We start from the raw sequence: 21,143 nt of genomic DNA, 5'->3' as shown, positions 1-21,143 counted from the left end.
TCTGGCGTGGTCCATGACCAGGGTTCTCCGACGCGCATCGGCAGGATACTCCCACCTCGGCAACTCCTGACGAGCCTCTATCCAGTCACTGCCCTGGGCGGCACAGCCGCGCTCATCTGAATGTCCGTGCACATGCCGGTCTGCAATCGTGGGCTATGCGATCGCAGATCCAGGCGATGTTCAGGGGAGGGGGATTACCGGTGATGGTGAAACGGAGGTCGTTGCGCAGGCGCGGGGATTGTTGCCGAGCTAATCAGTCAGCGCCCTGCGGCTCGTTGCAAGCCGCAGGGCTGCATCGTTACAGCTGGAAGCGGGCGATGTTCCCGCGCAACGCCTCGCTGGTACGCGCGAGGCTTTCGCTTTCCTGCTGCGCATGCTGGAAGGCGAAGGCCGATTGCTCCGTACTGTCACGTACCGAGACGATGCCGCGGCTGATTTCCTCGGCCACAGCCGTCTGTTGCTCGGCTGCGGTGGCGATCTGCTGGTTCATGCCGTTGATGCGCTCGATCATGGCGACGATCCGCGCCACCGCTTCGCCAGCCTCCGATACACCGGAAACCGACTGTGAGCTGGAGCTCTGGCAGCGCTCCATGTAGCGTGAGGTTTCATCGGCGATCTTCTGCAGGCTGGCGATCAAGCCCTCGATCTCGGTGGTAGCCTCCTGGGTACGACGCGCCAGGCTGCGCACTTCATCGGCGACCACGGCGAAGCCACGCCCGGCCTCGCCGGCGCGGGCGGCCTCGATGGCGGCATTGAGCGCCAGCAGGTTGGTCTGGTCCGCTACCGACTTGATCACGTCGAGCACGCTGCCGATGTTGCTGCTTTCGGCTTTCAGCCGGCCCATGGCTTCGCTGGAGTTGTCGATCACCTGGGCCAGTTCGCCGATCAGGCTGACCGCATGCCCTGCTTTCTGCTGGCTTTGCGCTGCAGCCTCGTCGGCCTCGCTGGCGGCTTGTGCGGCGGACTCGGCGCTGCGCGCCACGTCCTGCACGGTGGCAGCCATCTCGTGAACGGCGGTAACGATCTGCTCCACTTCTCGCTGTGCCTGGGCCACGCTCTCGGCATTACGCAGGCTCGACTCGCTGAGCTCCTGGCTGGAATGGGCCACGGTGCGCGATGAGTTGTCGATGCCCTGAGTGACTTGGCGCAGGTTCTGTTGCATGCGTTGTAGCGCGGCGAGCACGCTGTTTTCCGCGCAGTTTACGGCTTGCTCCATGGTGCGCAGATCGCCCTCTGCCACGCGCTGTGCGATGCGGTTCAGATCGCTCGGCTCGGCGCCCAGGGCACCCAACAGGTAGCGGCTGATCATATTTCCCAGTACGGCCGCGATGACGAAACTGAACACGGTGATGGTGATCAGCATGTTGCGCTGCTTAAGGTAGTGCGCCTCGTTGGCGAGTACCCGCTGGTTGGCGACGTCCGTGGTATGGATCAGATACTCGTCGATGGTCTTGGTCAGCTCCTCGAGCAGGGGCGTGCACTGCTCCTTGACCATGCGCATGGCTTCGGCGTCGTTACCGGCGAACAGGTGTTCGGCGATGGTATGAGCGACCGGGCTGTAGCGCGATTCCACCTGCTCGATACGCGCCAGCATTTCACGGCCCGTGGCCGAGACGTCGCTATGCGTGCTCATTGCCTGACGCAGCGCTGCGATGCTGTCGACTACGTCTTTTTCGTGGGCAGCGATGAACGCGCGTTGTTGCGCCCGCTCCGCAGGGGCGCTGTTGAGCGCCAGATTGCGCAGGACGATGGCCCTGTCTTTCACTGCTTCGCTGACTGTACTGGCCAGGCGGGCGCGTGCTTCTACACCGTTGATATAGGTGGAGAATTCGCGATCAGAGCTAGCAAGGTTGTAGAGAGAGACGCCGGCAATCAGCAGCATCAGAGCAAGTAGGCAGGCGTAGCTTGCATAAAGCAGGCTACGGGTGGAAAAACGAGCAGCATTTGAGGACATAAGCACACCTGCTATGAACGTGAAACGGCATAAGCGGAATCGCTCGAGTGCACGCAAGAGCAATGGCCGCGGCCTGTAAGGTGCATCCTGCACCAGCTGCAGTTCCTCGGCGGGATGTCAGCTGGCATGACGCTCCATGCGCCGGCCGGAGAATGGCTGGCATGGTCCTTCAACACTGGCCTCACCTGTCGCGAGTGAGGTCATGTGTCCTTGTTCATAGCAGAGAGGGGCCGGTGTATTGGCGCTTTTGCGCAACCCGGCCTGCGCTTCACTCAGGAAGCCCACTGTCAGTGGAGCGACCGTCATTATGAGCGAGTCTAGGACAGATATCGGCGCGGCGCTTCGCTACTTTAGTAGTGGCAAAATGATGTCTGTCGTTGCAGGTTCGGTGGGGTGGAGTTCGTCGAAGCTGTCTCTGCCTCGCGGCGGTTTGCTGCCGCCTCGTTCCGTTGCGCAAGAACGTTCAAGACCTGCTTCGGTGGCCCGGTTAAGCTCGGCAGCCCAAGGAGGTTCCATGTCCCGTCATCACGAGTTCACACAGGGCGCCAGCGATATGCTGCCAATGCTGCTCGGCGCCGCTCCATTCGGCATCATCTTCGGCAGCCTGGCTGGCGCTGCCGGGCTCGATCCCTGGCAAACCCTGGGCATGTCCGCCCTGGTATTCGCCGGTTCCGCACAGTTCATCGCCATCAGTCTGCTGGCCGGCGGTGCCGGCGTCGCTGTGGTGTTGCTGACCACCTTCGTGGTCAATCTGCGTCATGCCCTGTACAGCGCCAGCATGCAGCCTCATGTGCGGCACCTGCCCAAGCGCTGGCGTATGCCTCTGGCCTTCGTTCTGACCGACGAGGCCTACGCGGTGGTGGTGCAGCGCTATGCCCGTAGTGACCAGGGCACCTATCGCCACTGGTATTTTCTCGGCGCGGCTTTGGCCATGTACTGCAACTGGCAACTTTGCACGCTGGTGGGGGTGCTATTCGGCCAGGCGGTGCCGAACATCGGCGAGTGGGGGTTGGACTTCGCCATGCTGGCGACTTTCATCGGCATCGTCGTACCCATGTTGCGCAACCAGCCACAGGTGGCCGCAGCCCTGGTCGCCAGCGCCGTGGCGCTGGCCTGCCATGCCTTGCCTTACAAGCTCGGCCTGATGGCCGCTGCAGCCAGCGGCATCGTGGTGGGTGTTTGGCTGGAGCGCCGCAAGCCGGCACTACAGGAGGAGTTGGTCTGATGGATATCTGGTTGCTGATTCTGGGCATGCTGGTGATCACCTTCGCCACCCGCTACAGCCTGTTCGCCTTCCCTGACCTGCGGTTTCCTCCTCTGGTCAGGCAGGGACTGCACTATGTACCAACGGCCGTGCTCACGGCCATCGTGGTGCCCGGCATGCTGTTGCCGGACGGGCAACACTGGGCGCTGAGCTGGAACAACGCCTATCTGCTGGCGGGCCTCGCCGCCATCGCCATCGCGACGTTCACCCGGCATCTTCTGGCGACCATTGGCGGAGGGCTGCTGGTGTTCTTCCTGTTGCGCTGGGCGTTCGGCCAGTTGCCGATCTAGGGCGCTTGTCAGACCAGCGTGCTGACTTTCGGCTCACGCTGGTTCAGGCGCAAATAATGTTCGTTGGCCTTGAGCAGCAGCGCCTGGTCGTCGACGCTCAATTCCTCCAGCGCCTGGCCTTCGCCCTGGCTGCGGTAGAGGCTTTCCCCGAGGCGGCGCCGCATGCATTGATAGCGTTGCCGGCGCGGCTCAACCCTTAAGTTGAGCAGGTCGATGAAGGCGACCTGCATTTCGTCGCTTTGCCCGGTTTCCAGTGCGCTGCGCTGCAGCAGCGGGGTGTGGGTGAACGGGGAGGCCGAGAGCATGATGTGCTGGCATTGCTGTAACTCGGGGCGAGGCTCGCCATTGAGCAGCCAGTTGCCGCGCAGGTCTCGCTCCAGGGAAAGCTTGCGTTGGCCGTGGTTGTCGACCTTGAGCCAGAGGCGGCGGAAGCGCCAGCGTGCGTCGCAGTCGATCAGGTAGTTGGCAGCGATGCTGGCGCCCTTGATGACCTGCATGAGGTGGCTGGTGGCGTGAATGCCATGGGCATCCTGATTCAGGCGGAGCGTTTCCACGCCGGGGGTGTGCCTGGGTTTCCATACCAAGGTCTGCTGCATCGCTCGACTCCATGCCGGATGCCAAACAGGAGGGAAGGGCGGCTGCGCGCAGAACACGTTCCCTCGTGTTCAATGAGTTGTCGGCGCGCAGCATAAAGCGATGTCAGTGTGATGTCTGTCAGCTATTGCCGACAATTGCGCAAGTTTTTGCGCTACAGGTTCAGGCTTTGCGCTTGAGGGGTTGCAACTCGAATTTCACGCCTTCCAGGCCATGGGCCATCAGCGCACGAATGTTGCCGTGATCAGTGCCTTGCGGCGTTGCCAGTACGCTGCGGTAGTGTTCGCCAAAGGCGCGCAGCGCTTCGTCCTTGCTCAAGCCTTCCAGCAGCGCCAGCCCCAGGGTCTTGCAGGAGCCTTCGTTCTGCCCCGCAGCGTTTTCAACGTCGCCATTGCGGAAGGCGCTGGGCTGATAATCATAGTGCTGGGCAACGAATGCCAGGGTTTCGCTGAAGGCGTAATCGTCCTGCTGCAGGCGGCTACGCAGTTCGTTCAGAGCGGTCATTCATGCTTTCCTTTTGCAAAGGCGGCTTTCTGTTCGGCCGACGCTTCTTTCTGATACTTGGCCTTCCAGTCGGCATAAGGCATGCCGTAAACGGTCTCGCGGGCCTGGTCGGCGCTGACTTCGACGCCGAGGTCGTCGGCGGCTGCCTTGTACCATTTCGACAGGCAGTTGCGGCAGAAACCGGCCAGGTTCATCAGGTCGATGTTCTGCACGTCGGGACGGGTGCGCAGGTGCTGGACCAGGGCGCGAAAGGCTGCAGCTTCCAGTTCGAGGCGTTCTTGCTCGGTCATGGTGGGCTCTCCGGGGATGATGGCGGCGATGATAAGAGCGTCGCCGGGGAGCGACAAGGCCGCCCGATGACAGCCGTCAGCGATGACCAGCGAGGGTGATCGATACCGACTCGGCGAAACGCAGGGCGTGCGGCTTGTCCACTTCGACTTCGGCGTAACGCACAGCCTGGTGAGTCATGACCAGATCGAGAATTTCCTGAGTCAGGCGTTCGAGCAGGGCAAAGCGGTTGCCTTCGACGTGGGCGATGATCGCCTTGGTGATGGTGCGGTAGTTCAGGGCATGTTCGATGTCGTTGACCTGCACGGCATCGACCGCCGGGTAGAGAATGGTCAGGTTGATCAGCACGTCCTGCTTGTTGTTGATCTCCTCTTCCTTGATGCCGATGTAGGTGCGCAGGCGCAGGTCCTTGACGCGGATGCGCGCCATTCCGGGTTCCAGTCGCGGCATTAGTTGTTCCGTCCGATCAGTTGCAGGAATTCGTGGCGAGTGTTGCAGGACTCGCGGAACGCGCCAAGCATCACCGAGCTGCTCATCACCGAATTCTGCTTCTCCACGCCGCGCATCATCATGCACATGTGCTTGGCCTCGATCACCACGGCCACGCCAGCGGCGTTGGTCACACGCTGTATCGCATCGGCGATCTGCTTGGTGAGATTTTCCTGGATCTGCAGGCGGCGCGCATACATGTCGACGATGCGCGCCACCTTCGACAGCCCGAGCACCTTGCCGGTGGGGATGTAGGCGACATGCGCCTTGCCGATGAAGGGCAGCAGGTGGTGTTCGCACAGCGAGTACAACTCGATGTCCTTGACGATCACCATCTCGTCGTTATCGGACTCGAACAGCGCACCGTTGACAATTTCCTCCAGCGATTGCTGGTAGCCATGGCAGAGGTACTGCATGGCCTTGGCCGCGCGTTTGGGCGTGTCGAGCAGGCCCTCGCGCTCGGGGTTTTCACCGAGGCCTACGAGAATCTCGCGGTATTGCTGGGAAAGAGGATGGCTCATGGCAGTGTCCTGAGCAGGCGCTTCACTTGAGGTGGCGGCCGCCGTTGAGGGTAAGGGTGGTTCCGGTTACGTAGGGGTTGTCCAGCAGATAGCGCAGGCTCTGGTAGAAGGCTTGCGGGCCGGGTTCCTTGCCCAGCGCCGACTTGGCCAAAGCCTTGGCTCGGTAGGCCTCGTCATCGCCTTCGTTGAACATCAAGAGCGCCGGCGCGATGGCGTTGACCTTGATGCGCGGCGCCAGGCGCGCGGCAAAAGACAGCGTCAGGCTCTCCAGTCCCGCCTTGGTGGCGCAGTAGGCCGGGCGATTGGCGGTGCCCTTGCGCACCACGTCGTCGCTGACATGAACGATGTCGGCGAGCTCCGACTGCAGCAGCAGATCACTGCAGTGCAGGTTGATCAGGTAAGGGGCGAGCATGTGCACGCTGAACAGTTGGCGGAAGGCTGTGGCTTCTTCGCCCGGTGCTTCGGCCAGCCATTGCGAGGCGTTGTGCACGATCGCGCGAAGGCCGCTGCACTTGGCCTTGACCTGTTCGATGAAGGCGAGGATGCCGGCCTCGTCGCTGAAGTCGGCCTGCACCGTGATAGCGCCGCGCTCGCGCAGTCGCTCGATGCTGTCGCGCTGCTGGCGGTAGCTGACGATCACCGACTGCCCCTCGTCGAGCAGGCGCTCGGCGCAGTACAGGCCGACTCTCTGGCCGGCGCCGGTGATCAGGATGGGATAGCTGGCAGCGCTCATGTGCGACTCGTGCAGATGAAAATGAAGGCCTGGTTCGTACCGCCTCGGGATACCTGACCAGTGGCAAGCGGCACTCACCAGACCGTGAATAAAGCTATACCAGAGTCGCAGGTTGTACAACCATGCGTGTCATGTGGATTTGCTATCAGATAAAGTTTATTTGCCTATTTGACTGACTTATAAGGCTTTTTATCGAAGCTGCGCAGCGAATTCTTTTTGTACTTTACCTGTACGTCTATTTGTTTTTGTACAGGTATTTCTGGCTTGTATAACGAAAACGGCCAGCACGAGGCTGGCCGATACGAAGTAAGGCGGGCAATTTCAGGATTTGCCGATGCTGGCGGCTCGTCTGCCAAGGCGTTGCGAGCAGTTGCCTTGCAGCCAGGGCTCCAGCAGGCGAGTGGAAAGCGGGATGAACAGGTAGGTCATCAGCGGCGTCAGGGCCAGCGTCGACAGAAGTACGCGGGCCACCAGCGAGAGGTCGGCGAGCCAGGGGCCGAACAGCAGGTTGAAGGCCAGGGACACCGGAAAGAACGCCAGCCAGATGGCCACGCTCTGTTTCCAGCGCGGCGGTTGGCGGTGAGCATTGCCGAACCAGGCGTCGAGACCCACTGCGCGTTTCTCCTGCGGTTGGGCGAAGAGTCCAGCGCCGCGCTGCAGCCAGGCCTGACGTGAAGCGGAATGCTCCCATGAGGCCATGGTCTGTTCGTCGCTGAAACGGAACACGATCTGAAATTCATCATCGCCGGCGGGCGGTGCCAGTACGCCGGAACCGAGGTAGCCAGGGAAATCGGTGGCCAGGTGCTCACCTTCACGCAGCCAGGCGATGAAGTCGTGATAACGGCCATTGGCGACGCGACGCGCCACCATCAGGGTAACGGGGGACATTGTGTATCTCCTCGAAAGTTGCCGTCAGCCGGGGTCTGGCGTAGGCGTGATCGAGCACGGGGGTGACGTGCTCGATGAACAACAGCAAGGATTATTCCGGTTTTATCAGAATTAGCCAGTCCCGCCTGACGGGGCGCTGCCCGAGCGGGGCTACCGGCGCCGCCCCTTCTGAGGGCGCAGGATGTGCCAAATGGACGCAGGCGGTCGCTATTCTTCGAACTTTGGTGTAATCATCAAGCTAGCGGCGCCGCACGAGTCGATAGGCTGGGGCGATCAAGATCGTTATAACGGATCGAATGACAGGGACAATTATGCACTGGCTCAATTTGTATAATTTTTGCACAATGACTGCTTGCGGTGCTGGGTTACAATGCCGCCTTAATTCATTGCCGTGATGCCCGAAGCCATGCCTGAATTCGCCTCCGTCACATCGCTTGCGTCCAGTGCTTTGAAGCAGGAAGAGCTGTTCCCCATCCGCGAGGTCTCTCGTCTGACTGGCGTCAACCCGGTCACCTTGCGCGCCTGGGAACGGCGTTATGGGCTGATCCAGCCGACGCGTACCGATAGCGGCCATCGTCTCTATTCGCAGGCCGATATCGACGCGGTGCGCAGCATCCTGGCCTGGATCGAGCGCGGCGTGGCGGTCAGCAAGGTCGGCTCGATTCTGGCCAAGAGCGCCAGCAGTCGCAGTGTGGCCACGCCGGCTTACGATGACGTCAGCAGTGACGACTGGGGCCAGTGGCAGGATCAACTGCGCAGCGCGTTGCATCACTTCGACGAGCCTCGTCTTGAGCGCCTGTACGGGCAGATTTTTTCCTGTTATCCGCTGCCCGTGGTGTTTCAGGACATTCTTATGCCGATCTGGCAGGAGTTGCTGCTGCGTCAGGACGAGGTGGGGCAGCGTGGCGAGTGGCTGATGCTCGATGGCTTCCTGCGCGGCCGTTGCTGGCAGCGTTTGCAGCTGGGGCGAGGCGAGTCCTGTGACACTGTGCTTCTTGTGGCATTACCCAGCCACTGCCGCGAGCTGGAGTTGCTGGTTGCGGCCTTGCTGCTCGGCAGTCAGGACGTCGACATCAGGGTAATGGGGCCGGGAGTGCCGATGACCGATCTGGCCCTGGTCTGCGAACGCATAAAGCCGCAAGCTCTGGTGATTTTCAGCAATCTGCCGCCAGGTGAGGAATTTCCACGGCAACTGGGGCGCCTGGCGCTCGGCCTGGAATGTCCGCTGGCGCTTGCTGGTGACAGCGCCGATCTGGCTGAGGAAAGCCTCGCCGGCTCGCCTATCGCCTGCCTGGGTAATGAGGGTCGTATGATGCAGCGTCGCCTGCAGCAGTACCTTGCAGGTCATCTCGACACCTGAGACGGCCTGGCCTGCAGGCTCGGATTTCAGTCGACGGTTGCGGTTTGCAGCTGCTGCTCGCTGTGCCGATCGAACAGGTACTGGCGTAATGTTTGCTCATCCTCCGCATGCAGCGTCTGCAGGCTGTAGGCATAGCGCGTTTTGCTGACCCGTCTGACCAGCCGCGCGCGCAGTTGCACGCGATGTTCCTGAGGCAGGAGTAGCTGCAGCAACTGATCCTTGGCTGGTGTGCCAGCCTTGCTATATTCCACCAGCATTCCGCTATTGGACAGCTCCAGCGCCTGCAGGCCGCTGGGCCGTTCGCTGCTATCCAGCAGCACCAGCGCTGTGGGCAGGACCAGCCGCCACGGCCGCTCGCTAAGGCCTTGCTCGAAGATCAGCGGCGCTCCCAGCTCCAGGCGTGAATGGCTCTGTTCATCCTGGATAAGGCGCAGCGGAAAACTGAGGTGTTGATTATCGCTGTGGGTGTCCAGGCTCAGATGCTCCTCGTCGCCCAGACGGCTCAACAATTCACTGAGTCTTTCACCCAGCGTCAATTGCGGCGCTGCGCTCGGGCGCCGTGTATGCGGAGGCTTGGAGAGGGTCTGCTGGATGAAGTCCAGCTCGTCCTGGGTCAGCAGCGGGTCGCTTTGCATGGATTAGGTACTGCAAGGGGGCAAACCTTTTTGACTGCCGCGCTGGACGATAGTTTTAGCCGTTCGTCAGCTTTTCAGGCGTGCCAGCTCGGCCTTCAGTTCGGCCACTTCGATCTCCAGCTCGCGCACGCGCTGCTTGGCTTCGACCTGCTCGGTGACGTCTTTCTGGATACCGATGTAATAGGTCAGCTGATCGCTCTCGTTGAGCACCGGAGTGATCGACAGCTCGTTCCAGAAGGAGCTGCCATCCTTGCGGTAGTTGCGGATTATCTGCCGGCAAGGCTTGTTCGCCTTGACCGCATCGCGGATGGCTTGCAAGCCGATTTGCGCTCGATCACCTGCCTGCAGGAAGCGGCAGTCCTGATAGAGGATATCGTCACAGGGGTAGCCGGTCAGGCGTTCGAATGCTGCGTTGGCGTAGATCAGGATGTTGTCTTCGCCCTCCTGCTCGGCCACCACGATTCCGTCGTTGGAGGCGTCGACTACCAGTTGCAGCAGCTTGGCATTGATCATGGATGCGATTCCGCGAGAGTTGTGCGCTGCATTCTAAAACATCGGGTCGGGCTGTCCACTTGCGGCATAATGCGCGGCGTTTTTCCTGTTTCCGGAGTTGTCATGAAAGTCGCCATTGTCTCGGGCTCGGTTTACGGTACGGCCGAAGAAGTCGCACGTCACGCCGAGCGTCAGCTCAAGGCCGCCGGGCTGGAGGCCTGGTACAAAACGAACATGAGTCTCGATGAGTTGCTGGCTTTCGCGCCGGACGCCTTGCTCACCGTGACCTCCACGACGGGCATGGGCGAGTTGCCGGACAATCTGCTGCCGCTGTACAGCGAAATCCGCGATCGACTGCCGGCCTGGGCTGGCAAGCCGGCTGCGGTGCTGGCCCTGGGCGACTCCAGCTACGACACCTTCTGCGGCGGAGGTGAGATGATTCGCGAACTCTATGCCGAGCTGGGGCTGCGCGAGGTGGTCGAGATGTTGCGCCTGGACTCCAGCGAAACCGTTACCCCGGAGACGGACGCCGAGCCCTGGCTGCAAACCCTCGCGGTCGCGCTGAAGGCTTGATCTGCAACGGTGCGTTCAGTGTTGCTCGCGGCCCAGGGCTGGCCGGAGCGGCCGATAAGGGCAGCGAATAGGCCCTTATCGCACCAGGGGGCATGGGCGCCTTGACCCGCAAAGCCATCAAGATGGCTGCCAGGGCAACTACCGCCATGCGGGCGCATGGCTAGACTGCGGACACCACCGACCAACAAGAACATCGAGGTGTCGCCGTGAATGCTCCGCTGAAACTCCCCGCTGTGAAAAATCAGGTCTCCGAAGCCGAATGGCGTACGCGCGTCGATCTTGCCGCCTGTTATCGACTGATCGCGCTGTACGGTTGGGATGACCTGATCTTCACCCATATTTCCGCCAAGGTGCCGGGGACCGAAGATTTTCTCATCAACCCCTATGGCCTGATGTTCCACGAAATCACGGCCTCCAGCCTGGTCAAGGTCGATCTGGCCGGCACCAAGCTGATGGACAGCCCCTTCGACATCAATCCCGCCGGTTACACCATCCACAGCGCGGTGCACGAGGTGCGTGAGGATGTCGGTTGCGTACTGCACATTCACACGCCAGCCGGTATCGCCGTATCGGCGCAGAAGCAGGGGCTGCTGCCGTTGTCGCAGCAGTCGCTGTTTGTCCTCGCCAGCCTGGCCTATCACGGCTACGAAGGTGTAGCGCTGAATCATGACGAGAAGGCGCGGCTGCAGGCGGACCTGGGCGACAAGAACTTCATGATTCTGCCCAACCACGGGCTGCTCACCGCCTTCGGCAACGTCGCCGATGCGTTCCTCGGCATGTTCATCCTGCAGCGTGCCTGCGAGATTCAGGTCATGGCACAGAGTGGCGGTGCTGAGCTGATCCATATCCCGCAGCAGATTCTTGACGGTGCGCGCGCGATGATCGCCGGGGTGATGAAAACGCCGCAGGGAATGGGCGGCTCGCTGCCCTGGCCGGCGCTGCTGCGCAAGCTGGATCAGCAGATGCCGGGTTACGACCAGTGAGCGAGCTGCCAGGTATCGCCCTGGACGAATGGCGCGCGCAAGGTCGGATGCTGGACTTTCGCGGCCACGCGATCCGTTACTGGGTTGCAGGTGACGCCGCGGCCGAACCGCTGCTGTTGATTCATGGGTTTCCCAGTGCCAGTTGGGACTGGCACCGCCTGTGGGCGCCGCTGGCTGCGCGTTATCGGCTGATCGCCTGCGACATGCTCGGTTTCGGTTATTCGGCGAAGCCTCGCGGCCACGCCTACAGCCTGCTGGAACAGGCCGACCTGCACCAGGTGCTGCTGGCGCATATCGATGAACGACGGCCAATCCACGTACTGGCCCACGACTACGGCGACAGTGTGGCGCAGGAGCTGATCGCGCGGCATCAGGACGGACAGCTGCGGGTGGCCAGCTGCGTATTTCTCAATGGCGGCCTGTTCCCCGAAACCCATCATCCGGTGCGCGTGCAGAAGCTGCTGCTTGGGCCGCTCGGGCCGTTGATCGGCCGATTGTTCTCGCGGCGCAAGCTGGCGCAGAGTTTCGCGCGCATATTCGGCCCGCAGACCCAGCCCAGCGACGCCGAGCTGGACGCGCTATGGCAACTTGTGGAGCACAACAACGGCCCGGCTGTCATGCATCGGCTGATTCGCTACATGCCCGAGCGGCGCCGGCAGCGGCAGCGCTGGGTCACTGCCATGCAGGAGACCGCCGTGCCGATGCGGGTAATCGATGGCGCCTTCGACCCGATCTCCGGCGCGCACATGGTGGCGCGCTACCGCGAGTTGATCGCTGAGGCTGACACCGTTCTGCTCGAGGGTATCGGCCATTACCCGCAACTCGAGGCTCCGTCTGCGGTACTCGAGCATTATCTTGAGTTTCGCGACGCAAGGAGCGCTCATGCGTAGACGTAGCCTGCTAAAAGGCGCGGTGGTAAGCGGAGTTGCCGTAGCAAGCGCCGGCTACTGGGCTTTGCCAGCCGGCCCACGGCCGGCCGAAGTTAGCCTGGATGGAGCACGCCAGGTATTGGCGGAGCTGCAGGGCAGGGCGCTGCGAAGCATCAGCGGCTGGAGCCCGAGCGAGGTGTTCAATCACTGTGCCCAGAGCATCGACTATTCCATCGACGGCTATCCCGAGCTGAAGCCAGCCTGGTTTCGTCATACGCTGGGGCCTGCCGCGTTCGCCGTGTTCAGTGCTCGCGGCGCCATGCGCCATCCCCTCGATGAAGCCATTCCCGGTGCCGGCGCATTGACCGAGCCGGCCAGCCAGGCGCTGGCCCTGCAGCGGTTGCGGGCAGCCTTCGAGCGTTTCGCTGAGCATCAGGGGGCGCTGCAGCCGCACTTCGCCTACGGTGCACTGGATCGTGCCGGATATGCCGAGGCGCATGTACTGCACCTGTACAACCACCTGAGCCTGATTCGCTTGGCCTGAATACACTCTGCAATAAATTCTTGTCGAACCTCCTGCCTGACGTGCCACTCAGTACCTGTGTCACTCACAGAAAAGTCGAGGTTACTCATGAACAACATGAACAAGAAGTTATCTGCACTGCTGTTGAGCGGGATTCTGGGCGCTATGGCCCTGCCGGCTTTTGCCGAAACCGAGTCCGATGGCACCAGCTCTCCAGGTCCGACCATGCCCTCCGCTCCTGGTGATGCACCGATGAACCCGGGCGATGATGGCGACGGCATCCCACCGGTACAGGGCCCTAACACCGACGGCAACCCGGGTGGTGACGGTGCCGGTTCCAATGGCACTGGTACGGGTTCTGGTACCGGCGGTAGCGGCACCGGTGGCAGCGGTACTGGTGGTACTGGTGGCAGCGGCTCCGGCTCCGGCTCCGGTAGCTGAGGCGCATAAGGTCGCATTATCGGCCGTCATTCAGGGGCCCCGCGCGCCTTGTGAAGCACGCGGGGCTGCCTGACACTCGGGACCATTCACAATCTGCCCGAGGAAGCTGTCGATGAGCGATGCCATCCGTTTCGAAGATCAAGTGGTCATAGTCACCGGTGCTGGCGGTGGCCTGGGCCGCGCCCATGCACTGCTGTTTGCCCGTCATGGCGCCAAGGTGGTGGTCAACGATCTGGGTGGTAGCACGCACGGCGAAGGCGCCAACGCCTCGGCTGCCGACAAGGTGGTTGAAGAGATCCGGGCCTTTGGTGGTACCGCGGTGGCCAACCACGATTCGGTCACCGATGGCGACAGGATCGTACAGACCGCGCTGGACCATTTCGGTCGTATCGACGTGCTGGTCAATAATGCCGGCATTCTGCGCGACAAGAGCTTTCACAAACTGGAAGACGCCGACTGGGACCTGGTCTACAAGGTTCACGTCGAAGGCGCCTTCAAGACCACTCACGCCGCCTGGCCGCATTTACGCGAACAGAATTTCGGCCGTGTGATCTTCACCTCTTCCACTTCCGGTATTTACGGCAACTTCGGCCAGAGCAACTACGGCATGGCCAAGCTCGGCCTCTACGGCCTGACCCGCACCCTGGCCATCGAAGGGCGCAAGAACAACATTCTGGTCAACGCCATCGCCCCGACTGGCGCCACACGCATGACTGAAGGCCTGATCCCGCCGCAGGTGTTCGAACAGCTCAAACCCGAACTGGTCAGCCCGTTGGTGGTGTATCTCGCTAGCGCGGCATGCCAGGACACCGGCGGCCTGTTCGAAGTTGGCGGCGGCTGGATCGGCAAGGTGCGCTGGGAGCGCAGCCTGGGTGCAGGTTTCGATCCAAAGTCCGGATTCAGCCCGGAGGACGTCGCAGCGAATTGGCAGCGTATCTGCGATTTCACAGGTGCTGCGCACCCGGCGGACAACGTCGAAGCGCTGAAGGAAATGATGGCGAACCTGCAGAAGTACGCGCTCTGAGCGACATGCGAATGGACAAGGGCCGGCAGCGATGTCGGCCCTTTTCTTTTCCGCTGCAGGCCCCCCACTTTCGTCGGGTGATACGGCCGCGCAGCGAAGCTAAGCTGGGCGCATAACCATAAAAAGGGAATGACCGATGCGCCGTCTGCTGCAGTTGCTGCCCATCGTCCTGCTTGCCGCCTGTTCCACCCCGGGAGCCTTCTTCGGCGCCGTGAAAGGCGAAGCCTTCGCGCCTCATGTCCTCAGTGACGAAAATCATGCCCTGGTCTATCTGTACCGCCCGCGCAACGACTGGGCCGATCAGGAGTTGGAGGCGCCCGGGCTGTTTCTCGACAACCAGCTGATCGGCAGCCTGCCAAGCAATGCCTACCTTGTGCTGGAGTTCGATGCCGCCAGCTACAAACTGGAAATGCGCCGCCCGCTGGCCGGCAGCTTCTGGACGCTGCTGGCCGACGGGCCATTCGATTTCACCCTGATCGCCAGCTTCACTCTCGACGCCGCAGTCGGCGCCACCTATTACCTGCGTTACGACGAAGATGGTCCGCCGCCCATGGGCGGGGCGCTGGAAGGTGGCGGTGATGGGCCCTTGCAACTGGAGTCGGCCGAGCTGGCACAGGCCGAGCTGGGTGCGACCCGCCAGGTGCAGCCGATGGCCCGCATCGCCGCCAGTGAGCAGGAACCGGAGCGCCCGCAGCGCGGTTTCTGGCGCTCGATCGGCGAGGCGCTGGACAAGGTCGGCATCTGACCGCAAGCAGCCGCGGGAGTAGTACCCGGCTGTTACCTGTCGGAAGAAACAGGGGCGAATAATGGCGTTCGTTCCACCTACCTTCAGGAGACGATCATGGCTGCCAAGAAGATTCTCATGCTGGTCGGCGACTACGCCGAGGATTACGAAACCATGGTGCCGTTCCAGGCACTGCAGATGGTCGGCCACAGCGTGCATGCCGTTTGCCCGGACAAGGTCACCGGACAGACGGTACGCACCACCATCCACGATTTCGAGGGCGACCAGACCTACAGCGAGAAGCCGGGGCACAATTTTGCGCTGAACTTCGATTTCGCCAAGGCGCGCGCCGAGGATTACGACGCCCTGGTCATTCCCGGTGGCCGCGCGCCGGAATATCTGCGCCTCAATGGCGAGGTCGTGGCATTGGTGAAGGCGTTCGCCACGGCTGACAAACCCATCGCTGCCGTCTGCCACGGGGCTCAGCTGCTGGCGGCCGCAGGTGTGCTGGAAGGGCGCGAATGCAGCGCCTATCCTGCCTGTGCGCCGGAAGTGACATTGGCCGGTGGCAAATACGTGGATATTGCGGTGGACCAGGCGCATGTGCAGGGCAAGCTGGTCACTGCTCCGGCCTGGCCTGCGCACCCGGCCTGGCTGGCGGCGTTTCTCAAGGTGCTTGGCACGGAGATCCGCCTTTAACCCACGTAGCCCGGATGCGATCCGGGGTCTCACCATTTCCGGCATCCCGGATTGCATCCGGGCTACGAGGCTAGTGAGGAGATAAAGCGGATGTGCGAGCTCTATGTAAAGGCTGACCCCATCCTCTACGAGTCGCGCTCGCGTTCACTGCGCATCCCCGGCGTGGTGACCACCCTGCGCCTGGAAAACCAGTTCTGGGACATCCTGCGCGAAATCGCCGAAGTCGATGGCATGACCACCAACCAGCTGATCGCCAAACTCTACGAGGAGGTCATGGATTTTCGTGGCGAAGTGGTCAACTTCGCCTCGTTCCTGCGCGTCAGCTGCACCCGCTACCTGGCGCAGAAGGCAGGGCGACAGGTGCCGCTGCGGATGGTTGGCGCAGCCGGTTGAATCACTGGTACATCCAGAAGTTCGGATGTTCCTGCAGGCTCGGCGTGGCTGCCTGTTGGGTCGGTTGGGCGGGCTGGAAGAAACGCTTGATCAGGCTCATGCGAGGTTACTCCTGTAGGGCTGATGAACAGGTCTGCATGATCGAAAAAGCGCTTCGATTTAGAAAACGGATTATCCCTATTTCTTCAATTGGATAAATCTATGTCGCTCGCCGAAACCGCAGTCCGAATCGAGACGGCCAGATATAGGCGGTCGCCCCCGGGCGCAGGGGACGCTGGCGGTGAGCAAACCAGGGCATCGGCGGATTGCTCAGTGCGCGCGTCCAGCCGAGTCTGTCAGCCGACCTGCGCAACCCAGTCGTTGAGGTTGTAGTAGTTGCTGATGCGCGCGACCTTGCCGTTCCTGATTTCGAAGAAGGCGCCGGCCGGCAGCACGTACGTCTGGCCGTTGGCCGGTGGCAGACCTTCATCGTCGGCCAGGTATTCACCGTGCACCACGAATTCGGCTGCGGCGCGGTCGCCGGCCGCGTTCTGCATCACCACGATGTCGGCCAGGCGCTCACGGTAGCAGCGGTTCATCTTGTCCATGAAGGCGGCGAAGGTGGCCTTGCCGACCTGACGTTCACCCTGGTTGATGTCGTGCACCACGTCCTCGGCCAGCAGGTCGAGGAAGGCGGGCATGTCGCCGGCATTGAAGGCGGCGTAGTAGGCCTGAACCAGTTCGGTGGCGGTCATGGCTAAGTTCCTTTCGTAGCGTGGTTAGTGGTGGGGTTGGCACGCATGATAAGTTCGCGCTTTCGTGCCGGCATAGCCGCCGGCGTCACCTTGCTGCTGGCGAACGACTCCAGATGGACATCGAATTGCTCCAGGGGCCGCAGATAGCGCCCCACATCGAAGACCTGGCGCATTTGCGGATCACGGTCTTCCGCGAATTCCCCTACCTCTACGACGGCAGCCTCGATTACGAGGCCGAGTACCTCGACACCTACGTGCGCAGCGCCGATAGTCTGTGCGTGCTGGTGCGCGACAATGGGCGCGTGGTCGGTGCGTCCACGGCGCTGCCGTTGGCTGACGAAACCGTGGAATTCCAGCAGCCGTTCCTCTCGGCAGGCTGGGATCCCGCGCGCATCTTCTACTGCGCCGAGTCGGTGGTGTTGCCGGACTGGCGCGGACGTGGCCTGGGCGTGCGCTTCTTCGCCGAACGCGAGGCCCATGCGCGCAAGCTGGGTCGTTTCCACTGGTGCGCCTTCTGCGCCGTGCAGCGCCCGGCCGATCACCCGCGTCGGCCCGCGGACTATCAGCCGCTGGACGCCTTCTGGGCGCGCCGCGGCTATCGCCATCATCCCGAATTGCACACCCAGTACCACTGGCGTGACCTGGACGAAGCCGAGGAGTCGGCCAAACCCATGTCGTTCTGGCTCAAGGAACTCACCTGATGATCAAGCTTGCCGCCTGCCAATATCACATCGACCTGCTGACGAGCTGGGAGGCCTACGCCGAACATTTGACCACCTTGTGCGAGGAGGCGGCCGGGCAGGGCGCCGAGTTGCTGCTGTTGCCGGAATACGCCGGCCTGGTGCTCACCGGGCAGTTACCGGAAGCTGAGCGCAGCGACCTGCACGGCTCCATCGCCGGCATCCAGGCGCTGCTGCCGCGCTGGCTGGAACTGTGCGAAAGCCTGGCGCGCCGGCTCAAGGTCTATCTGCAACCCGGCTCGGTGGCCGTGCTGGATGATGATGGCGTCTACCGCAACCGCGCCTGGCTGTTCGGTCCGGACGGCTGCCTGGGCAGTCAGGACAAGCTGATGATGACGCGCTTCGAACTGGAGCAGTGGCAGATCGCGGCGGGCAGCGGGCTCAAGGTGTTCGACACGCCGCTGGGTAAGCTGGGCATTCTGATCTGCTACGACAACGAGTTCCCGCTGCTGGCGCGCACCCTGGCCGAGGCTGGCGTCGATCTGATCCTGGCGCCCAGCTGCACCGATACCGAAGCGGGCTTCCATCGCGTACGCATTGGTGCCCAGGCCCGTGCCCTGGAAAACCAGATTGCCGTGCTGCAGTCGCCCACGGTCGGCCTGGCACCCTGGTCGCCGGCACTGGACGAGAACATCGGCCGCGCCGCGCTGTACGTGCCGTCGGACTATGGCATGCCGGCCAATGGCGTGATCGCCGAGAGCGAGGAGCTGTGCCCCGTGCGCAGCCACTGGCTGATCGCCGAGCTGGATCTGGCCGAGGTACGTCGCGTGCGCGAGCAGGGCCAGGTATTCACCCGCCGCGACTGGCCACGGCAGTTCGAAGGCGGTCGGCTGGTGCTGCGGTGAACGCCCCGCAGTCACCGGATTCCCCGCTGGCCGCCTACCAACGGGCGCTGGCGGGCGGTTTCGTCGCCGATGCCGCGCAGCGCCGTGCCGTGGATGCGCTGCAGCACTGTCATGAGGCTGTGCATCGTGGTGAGCGCCCACTCGGCGTCTACCTCTGGGGGCCGGTCGGGCGCGGCAAGACCTGGCTGATGGACGGCTTCTACAACAGCCTGCGCATACCGGCACGGCGGCAGCATTTCCATCATTTCATGCAGTGGGTGCATCGCCGCCAGTTTCAGCTCACCGGCAATGCCGATCCGCTGCGCCTGCTGGCCGAAGAACTGGGGCGCGAAGTGCGCGTGCTGTGTTTCGACGAGCTGTTCGTCAGCGATATTGGCGATGCCATGCTGCTCGGTCGCCTGCTCAGCCTGGTGGTGGAGCAGGGCGTGGTGCTGGTGGCGACCTCCAACCAGCCGCCGGATCAGCTCTATGCCGATGGCTACAACCGCGAGCGCTTCCTGCCGGCCATCGCTGCGCTCGAGGCGCACATGCAGGTGGTGACCGTGGACGGCGAGCAGGATCATCGTCTGCATCCCGGTGCCGAGGTGCAGCGCTACTGGGTGCAGCAGCCGCAGGCGCTGGGTGAGCTTTTCGCTCGTCTGAGCGAGGGGCAAAGCGTCAGCCGCGAGCCGGTCGAACTCAGCCATCGCCGTATCGAAAACCTCGGCCATAGCCCGGCAGCGCTCTGGTGCCGCTTCCGGGAGCTGTGTGAACGGCCGCTGGCCGCGCCGGATTTCATCGAGCTGTGCGAGCGCTTCCCGGCGATTCTTCTTGGTGAAGTGCCGTGCCTGGGTGGCGAGCAACGCGAGGGGCGTATCGCCCGTGGCACCGAGGACGGTGCCGAGCGGGTCGACGCCGGGGATCGGCAACTGCCGGCGCTGTCGCGTAACGACGATGCGGTACGCCGTTTCATCGCCCTGGTTGACGAGTGCTACGACCGCCGCGTGCCGCTGTATATCGAAGCCGAGGTGGCGCTGGATGAGCTGTACACCCAGGGCTACCTCGGCTTTGCCTTTCGCCGCACGTTGAGCCGTTTGCGCGAGATGCAGCTGGAGCGTTTTGGCTGTTCATAAGATCAGCATCTGCAGCTCGCGGCCGACCGTGACGTTGATGCTGCCGCCGCTCGAGCGCACGCTCTGACTGGTGCCGCGCAGCGGGTTGTAGAGGGTGCCGCTGCCGCTGCCGCTGCGTTGCAGGCGCACGGTACCGTTCTCCTGCGCCCAGAACATCCACAGCCAGCGCCCATCGGCGCGCTGCCAGGCGATGCTGAACATGTCGGCCGGCGCACTGGTGAAGGCCGGCGGGTCCAGTGGCGTGAGGCTGGGGCCGCTGATCTGCAGGAAGCGCTTGAGTGCCTGGTAGGCGGTTTTCTCACTGCCGTTCAGGCGCAGGAGGCCATAGAACTGGTCGCGTGGCGTGGCGCGAGCATCCAGATCGCTGAGGGTGAAGAGAAAGATGCGGTCGAAATCCATCGCGCTCATCAGCGCCAGGCGCCGCAGCATGTAGTCGGCCTGGCCCTGTTCGCCGATGATCGGTTGCAGTTCCACCGGCCCGGCATAGCTCGACCAGCCGAACTCCGTGGCCCAGATTGGCCCGCTACCAGAATGGCGCAGATACTGGTTGACCGTATTGGCGTGGGTAACGAAATCGAAGGCACCGGGCACGTCGCCCTCTGGCTGGTGACTGTAAGGGTGGTAGGCCGTCACTCTATCCGGCCTCACGCTGCCCAGCTGGGTAATGGCCTGCAGCATCAGGCCGCCACGTACGGGCATCTGGCTGTAGTAGGCGTGGCCGCCTATCACCTGGGTGGCGTCCGGGCGGGCGGCGGTCAGTGCGCCGAGGCTGCTTTCCAGCAACTGCCGGTACTGGACTGGATCTTCGGCCGGCTGCCAGAAGGGCGGAATGTTCTGCTCGTTCCAGACCTGCCAGGCATCGACATGGGGATAGCGGCTGGCCAGTGCGGCGAAGCTGTTGGCGAACAATTGCGGGTTGGTTGGCGGGTACTGGTCTGGGTTGCTCACGCCGGCCGGTGCGGACGTAGCGAAGGGGGCCGAACCGACCAGGTACACCAGGGGCTTGAGTTGTTCCTGCTCGATCACCTGCATCAGGCGATCAAGGTCCGTCCATTGCCATTGTCCCGGGGCGGGCTCCAGGCGTTCCCAGTGCAGGCCCAGGCGAATCCACCGCAAATCGAGCGCCTTCAACTTGGCGATCTGCTGTCGATAGGTCTGCTCGGGAAACCACTGCAGTTGTACGTTGAGACCCAGGAAGTCCGACCAAACCACCGGTCGCGGCGCCTTCATCGAGTTCGAGGGGGCGGCCTGGGCGCTCAGACCGAGGCGCAGTGACAGAGACAACAGGCCCGTGCCCAGGGCGCGACGCAGGCGGAAGGAGGGGATACTGAACATGGCTGCTCTCCCTTGCGAGAGTTACTCGGAATAGCAGCTTAAGATCGGCCCATCGGCTGCAAACCTGGCTATGCCAGGCTTGGTGATGGAGGGCAGCGATAACGCGACTGACGGCTTGATGGCGTTTTGCAAAGCC

At 62.6% G+C, this 21,143-nt stretch carries 27 protein-coding genes; 15 read left to right on the top strand and 12 right to left on the bottom strand.

Going from position 1 to position 21,143, the window contains the following annotated elements:
* Positions 1-298 precede the first annotated feature (298 nt).
* Entirely contained in the window at positions 299-1,954 is a 1,656-nt protein-coding gene (locus tag DXK50_RS07920) for a methyl-accepting chemotaxis protein (RefSeq protein ID WP_212629918.1), read from the bottom strand.
* Between the two features lie 514 nt (positions 1,955-2,468).
* Between DXK50_RS07920 and DXK50_RS07915 the strand changes: the two genes are divergently transcribed.
* The gene (locus DXK50_RS07915; protein ID WP_212629917.1) at positions 2,469-3,179 is read left to right on the top strand and encodes an AzlC family ABC transporter permease; all 711 of its coding nucleotides are present in this window, start codon (positions 2,469-2,471) and stop codon (positions 3,177-3,179) included.
* A complete protein-coding gene (locus tag DXK50_RS07910; protein ID WP_161865161.1) occupies positions 3,179-3,508 on the top strand; it encodes an AzlD domain-containing protein in 330 nt (109 codons plus the stop codon). The genes DXK50_RS07915 and DXK50_RS07910 overlap by 1 nt, the downstream gene beginning before the upstream one ends.
* An 8-nt stretch (positions 3,509-3,516) precedes the next feature.
* Here the strand turns inward: DXK50_RS07910 and DXK50_RS07905 are convergent, their stop codons facing one another.
* The 7 genes from DXK50_RS07905 to DXK50_RS07875 all read right to left on the bottom strand — a co-directional run bounded on the left by DXK50_RS07905 (position 3,517) and on the right by DXK50_RS07875 (position 7,525).
* Positions 3,517-4,104, bottom strand: coding sequence for a putative glycolipid-binding domain-containing protein (locus tag DXK50_RS07905; protein ID WP_212629916.1), 588 nt, complete (start codon positions 4,102-4,104; stop codon positions 3,517-3,519).
* Positions 4,105-4,264: 160 nt separating this feature from the next.
* On the bottom strand, positions 4,265-4,606 hold the full coding sequence (locus DXK50_RS07900; RefSeq protein ID WP_212629915.1) for a HopJ type III effector protein: 342 nt from the start codon (positions 4,604-4,606) through the stop codon (positions 4,265-4,267).
* Entirely contained in the window at positions 4,603-4,896 is a 294-nt protein-coding gene (locus DXK50_RS07895) for a DUF1244 domain-containing protein (protein ID WP_161865158.1), read from the bottom strand. Before DXK50_RS07895 ends, DXK50_RS07900 begins: the two co-directional genes overlap by 4 nt.
* Positions 4,897-4,972: 76 nt before the next feature.
* Complete coding sequence (gene folX / locus DXK50_RS07890) at positions 4,973-5,344, bottom strand: dihydroneopterin triphosphate 2'-epimerase (RefSeq protein WP_037003250.1); 372 nt, start codon at positions 5,342-5,344, stop codon at positions 4,973-4,975.
* The gene (gene folE / locus DXK50_RS07885) at positions 5,344-5,904 is read right to left on the bottom strand and encodes a GTP cyclohydrolase I FolE (RefSeq protein WP_024309110.1); all 561 of its coding nucleotides are present in this window, start codon (positions 5,902-5,904) and stop codon (positions 5,344-5,346) included. The genes folX and folE overlap by 1 nt, the downstream gene beginning before the upstream one ends.
* A gap of 22 nt (positions 5,905-5,926) precedes the next feature.
* Positions 5,927-6,637: a dihydromonapterin reductase gene (gene folM, locus DXK50_RS07880; RefSeq protein ID WP_212629914.1), complete on the bottom strand. Its 711-nt coding sequence runs from the start codon at positions 6,635-6,637 to the stop codon at positions 5,927-5,929.
* Positions 6,638-6,958: 321 nt separating this feature from the next.
* Complete coding sequence (locus tag DXK50_RS07875; RefSeq protein WP_212629913.1) at positions 6,959-7,525, bottom strand: antibiotic biosynthesis monooxygenase; 567 nt, start codon at positions 7,523-7,525, stop codon at positions 6,959-6,961.
* A gap of 406 nt (positions 7,526-7,931) precedes the next feature.
* On the opposite strand from DXK50_RS07875, the gene DXK50_RS07870 reads away from it, so the two are divergent.
* On the top strand, positions 7,932-8,885 hold the full coding sequence (locus DXK50_RS07870; RefSeq protein ID WP_212629912.1) for a MerR family transcriptional regulator: 954 nt from the start codon (positions 7,932-7,934) through the stop codon (positions 8,883-8,885).
* Between the two features lie 26 nt (positions 8,886-8,911).
* On the opposite strand, the gene DXK50_RS07865 is transcribed toward DXK50_RS07870, so the two are convergent.
* The gene (locus tag DXK50_RS07865; protein WP_212629911.1) at positions 8,912-9,520 is read right to left on the bottom strand and encodes a PilZ domain-containing protein; all 609 of its coding nucleotides are present in this window, start codon (positions 9,518-9,520) and stop codon (positions 8,912-8,914) included.
* A 66-nt stretch (positions 9,521-9,586) separates the two neighbouring features.
* Positions 9,587-10,033: a PAS domain-containing protein gene (locus DXK50_RS07860; protein WP_161865153.1), complete on the bottom strand. Its 447-nt coding sequence runs from the start codon at positions 10,031-10,033 to the stop codon at positions 9,587-9,589.
* Between the two features lie 102 nt (positions 10,034-10,135).
* On the opposite strand from DXK50_RS07860, the gene DXK50_RS07855 reads away from it, so the two are divergent.
* From DXK50_RS07855 to DXK50_RS07815, 9 genes are all read left to right on the top strand, one after another.
* The gene (locus DXK50_RS07855) at positions 10,136-10,585 is read left to right on the top strand and encodes a flavodoxin (protein WP_161865152.1); all 450 of its coding nucleotides are present in this window, start codon (positions 10,136-10,138) and stop codon (positions 10,583-10,585) included.
* Between the two features lie 206 nt (positions 10,586-10,791).
* Positions 10,792-11,568: a class II aldolase/adducin family protein gene (locus DXK50_RS07850; RefSeq protein ID WP_212629910.1), complete on the top strand. Its 777-nt coding sequence runs from the start codon at positions 10,792-10,794 to the stop codon at positions 11,566-11,568.
* Positions 11,565-12,458: an alpha/beta fold hydrolase gene (locus DXK50_RS07845; RefSeq protein WP_212629909.1), complete on the top strand. Its 894-nt coding sequence runs from the start codon at positions 11,565-11,567 to the stop codon at positions 12,456-12,458. Before DXK50_RS07850 ends, DXK50_RS07845 begins: the two co-directional genes overlap by 4 nt.
* Complete coding sequence (locus DXK50_RS07840; protein WP_212629908.1) at positions 12,451-12,981, top strand: DUF1569 domain-containing protein; 531 nt, start codon at positions 12,451-12,453, stop codon at positions 12,979-12,981. The genes DXK50_RS07845 and DXK50_RS07840 overlap by 8 nt, the downstream gene beginning before the upstream one ends.
* An 87-nt stretch (positions 12,982-13,068) precedes the next feature.
* A complete protein-coding gene (locus DXK50_RS07835; protein WP_161865148.1) occupies positions 13,069-13,401 on the top strand; it encodes a hypothetical protein in 333 nt (110 codons plus the stop codon).
* Positions 13,402-13,513: 112 nt separating this feature from the next.
* Positions 13,514-14,425 carry an SDR family oxidoreductase gene (locus DXK50_RS07830; protein WP_161865147.1) on the top strand — a complete coding sequence of 304 codons (912 nt, stop codon included), beginning with the start codon at positions 13,514-13,516 and terminating at the stop codon, positions 14,423-14,425.
* 136 nt (positions 14,426-14,561) lie between these two features.
* Positions 14,562-15,170, top strand: coding sequence for a DUF2846 domain-containing protein (locus tag DXK50_RS07825; RefSeq protein WP_212629907.1), 609 nt, complete (start codon positions 14,562-14,564; stop codon positions 15,168-15,170).
* A 93-nt stretch (positions 15,171-15,263) separates the two neighbouring features.
* On the top strand, positions 15,264-15,848 hold the full coding sequence (locus DXK50_RS07820) for a DJ-1/PfpI family protein (protein ID WP_212630003.1): 585 nt from the start codon (positions 15,264-15,266) through the stop codon (positions 15,846-15,848).
* Positions 15,849-15,938: 90 nt separating this feature from the next.
* Complete coding sequence (locus tag DXK50_RS07815) at positions 15,939-16,241, top strand: ribbon-helix-helix domain-containing protein (protein ID WP_212629906.1); 303 nt, start codon at positions 15,939-15,941, stop codon at positions 16,239-16,241.
* A 335-nt stretch (positions 16,242-16,576) separates the two neighbouring features.
* On the opposite strand, the gene DXK50_RS07810 is transcribed toward DXK50_RS07815, so the two are convergent.
* Positions 16,577-16,975, bottom strand: a complete 399-nt coding sequence (locus DXK50_RS07810; RefSeq protein WP_143500849.1) for a nuclear transport factor 2 family protein — start codon at positions 16,973-16,975, stop codon at positions 16,577-16,579.
* A 113-nt stretch (positions 16,976-17,088) separates the two neighbouring features.
* On the opposite strand from DXK50_RS07810, the gene DXK50_RS07805 reads away from it, so the two are divergent.
* The 3 genes from DXK50_RS07805 to zapE are packed head-to-tail and all read left to right on the top strand — an operon-like array spanning position 17,089 to position 19,672.
* The gene (locus tag DXK50_RS07805) at positions 17,089-17,676 is read left to right on the top strand and encodes a GNAT family N-acetyltransferase (protein ID WP_212629905.1); all 588 of its coding nucleotides are present in this window, start codon (positions 17,089-17,091) and stop codon (positions 17,674-17,676) included.
* Positions 17,676-18,560 (top strand): carbon-nitrogen hydrolase family protein, encoded by an 885-nt coding sequence (locus DXK50_RS07800; protein WP_212629904.1) that lies wholly within the window; start codon positions 17,676-17,678, stop codon positions 18,558-18,560. Before DXK50_RS07805 ends, DXK50_RS07800 begins: the two co-directional genes overlap by 1 nt.
* The gene (zapE, locus tag DXK50_RS07795) at positions 18,557-19,672 is read left to right on the top strand and encodes a cell division protein ZapE (protein ID WP_212629903.1); all 1,116 of its coding nucleotides are present in this window, start codon (positions 18,557-18,559) and stop codon (positions 19,670-19,672) included. The genes DXK50_RS07800 and zapE overlap by 4 nt, the downstream gene beginning before the upstream one ends.
* On the opposite strand, the gene DXK50_RS07790 is transcribed toward zapE, so the two are convergent.
* Entirely contained in the window at positions 19,667-21,007 is a 1,341-nt protein-coding gene (locus DXK50_RS07790; RefSeq protein ID WP_212629902.1) for a beta-galactosidase, read from the bottom strand. The two genes, zapE and DXK50_RS07790, sit on opposite strands and share 6 nt — an antisense overlap.
* Positions 21,008-21,143: the final 136 nt, after the last annotated feature.

This window comes from Pseudomonas sp. KB-10 (assembly GCF_018221585.1).
In the GTDB taxonomy this organism is placed as follows: domain Bacteria; phylum Pseudomonadota; class Gammaproteobacteria; order Pseudomonadales; family Pseudomonadaceae; genus Aquipseudomonas; species Aquipseudomonas yangonensis.
The sequence above is the reverse complement of the archived record's forward strand: the minus strand, read 5'-3'. Positions and strand labels throughout refer to the sequence as shown.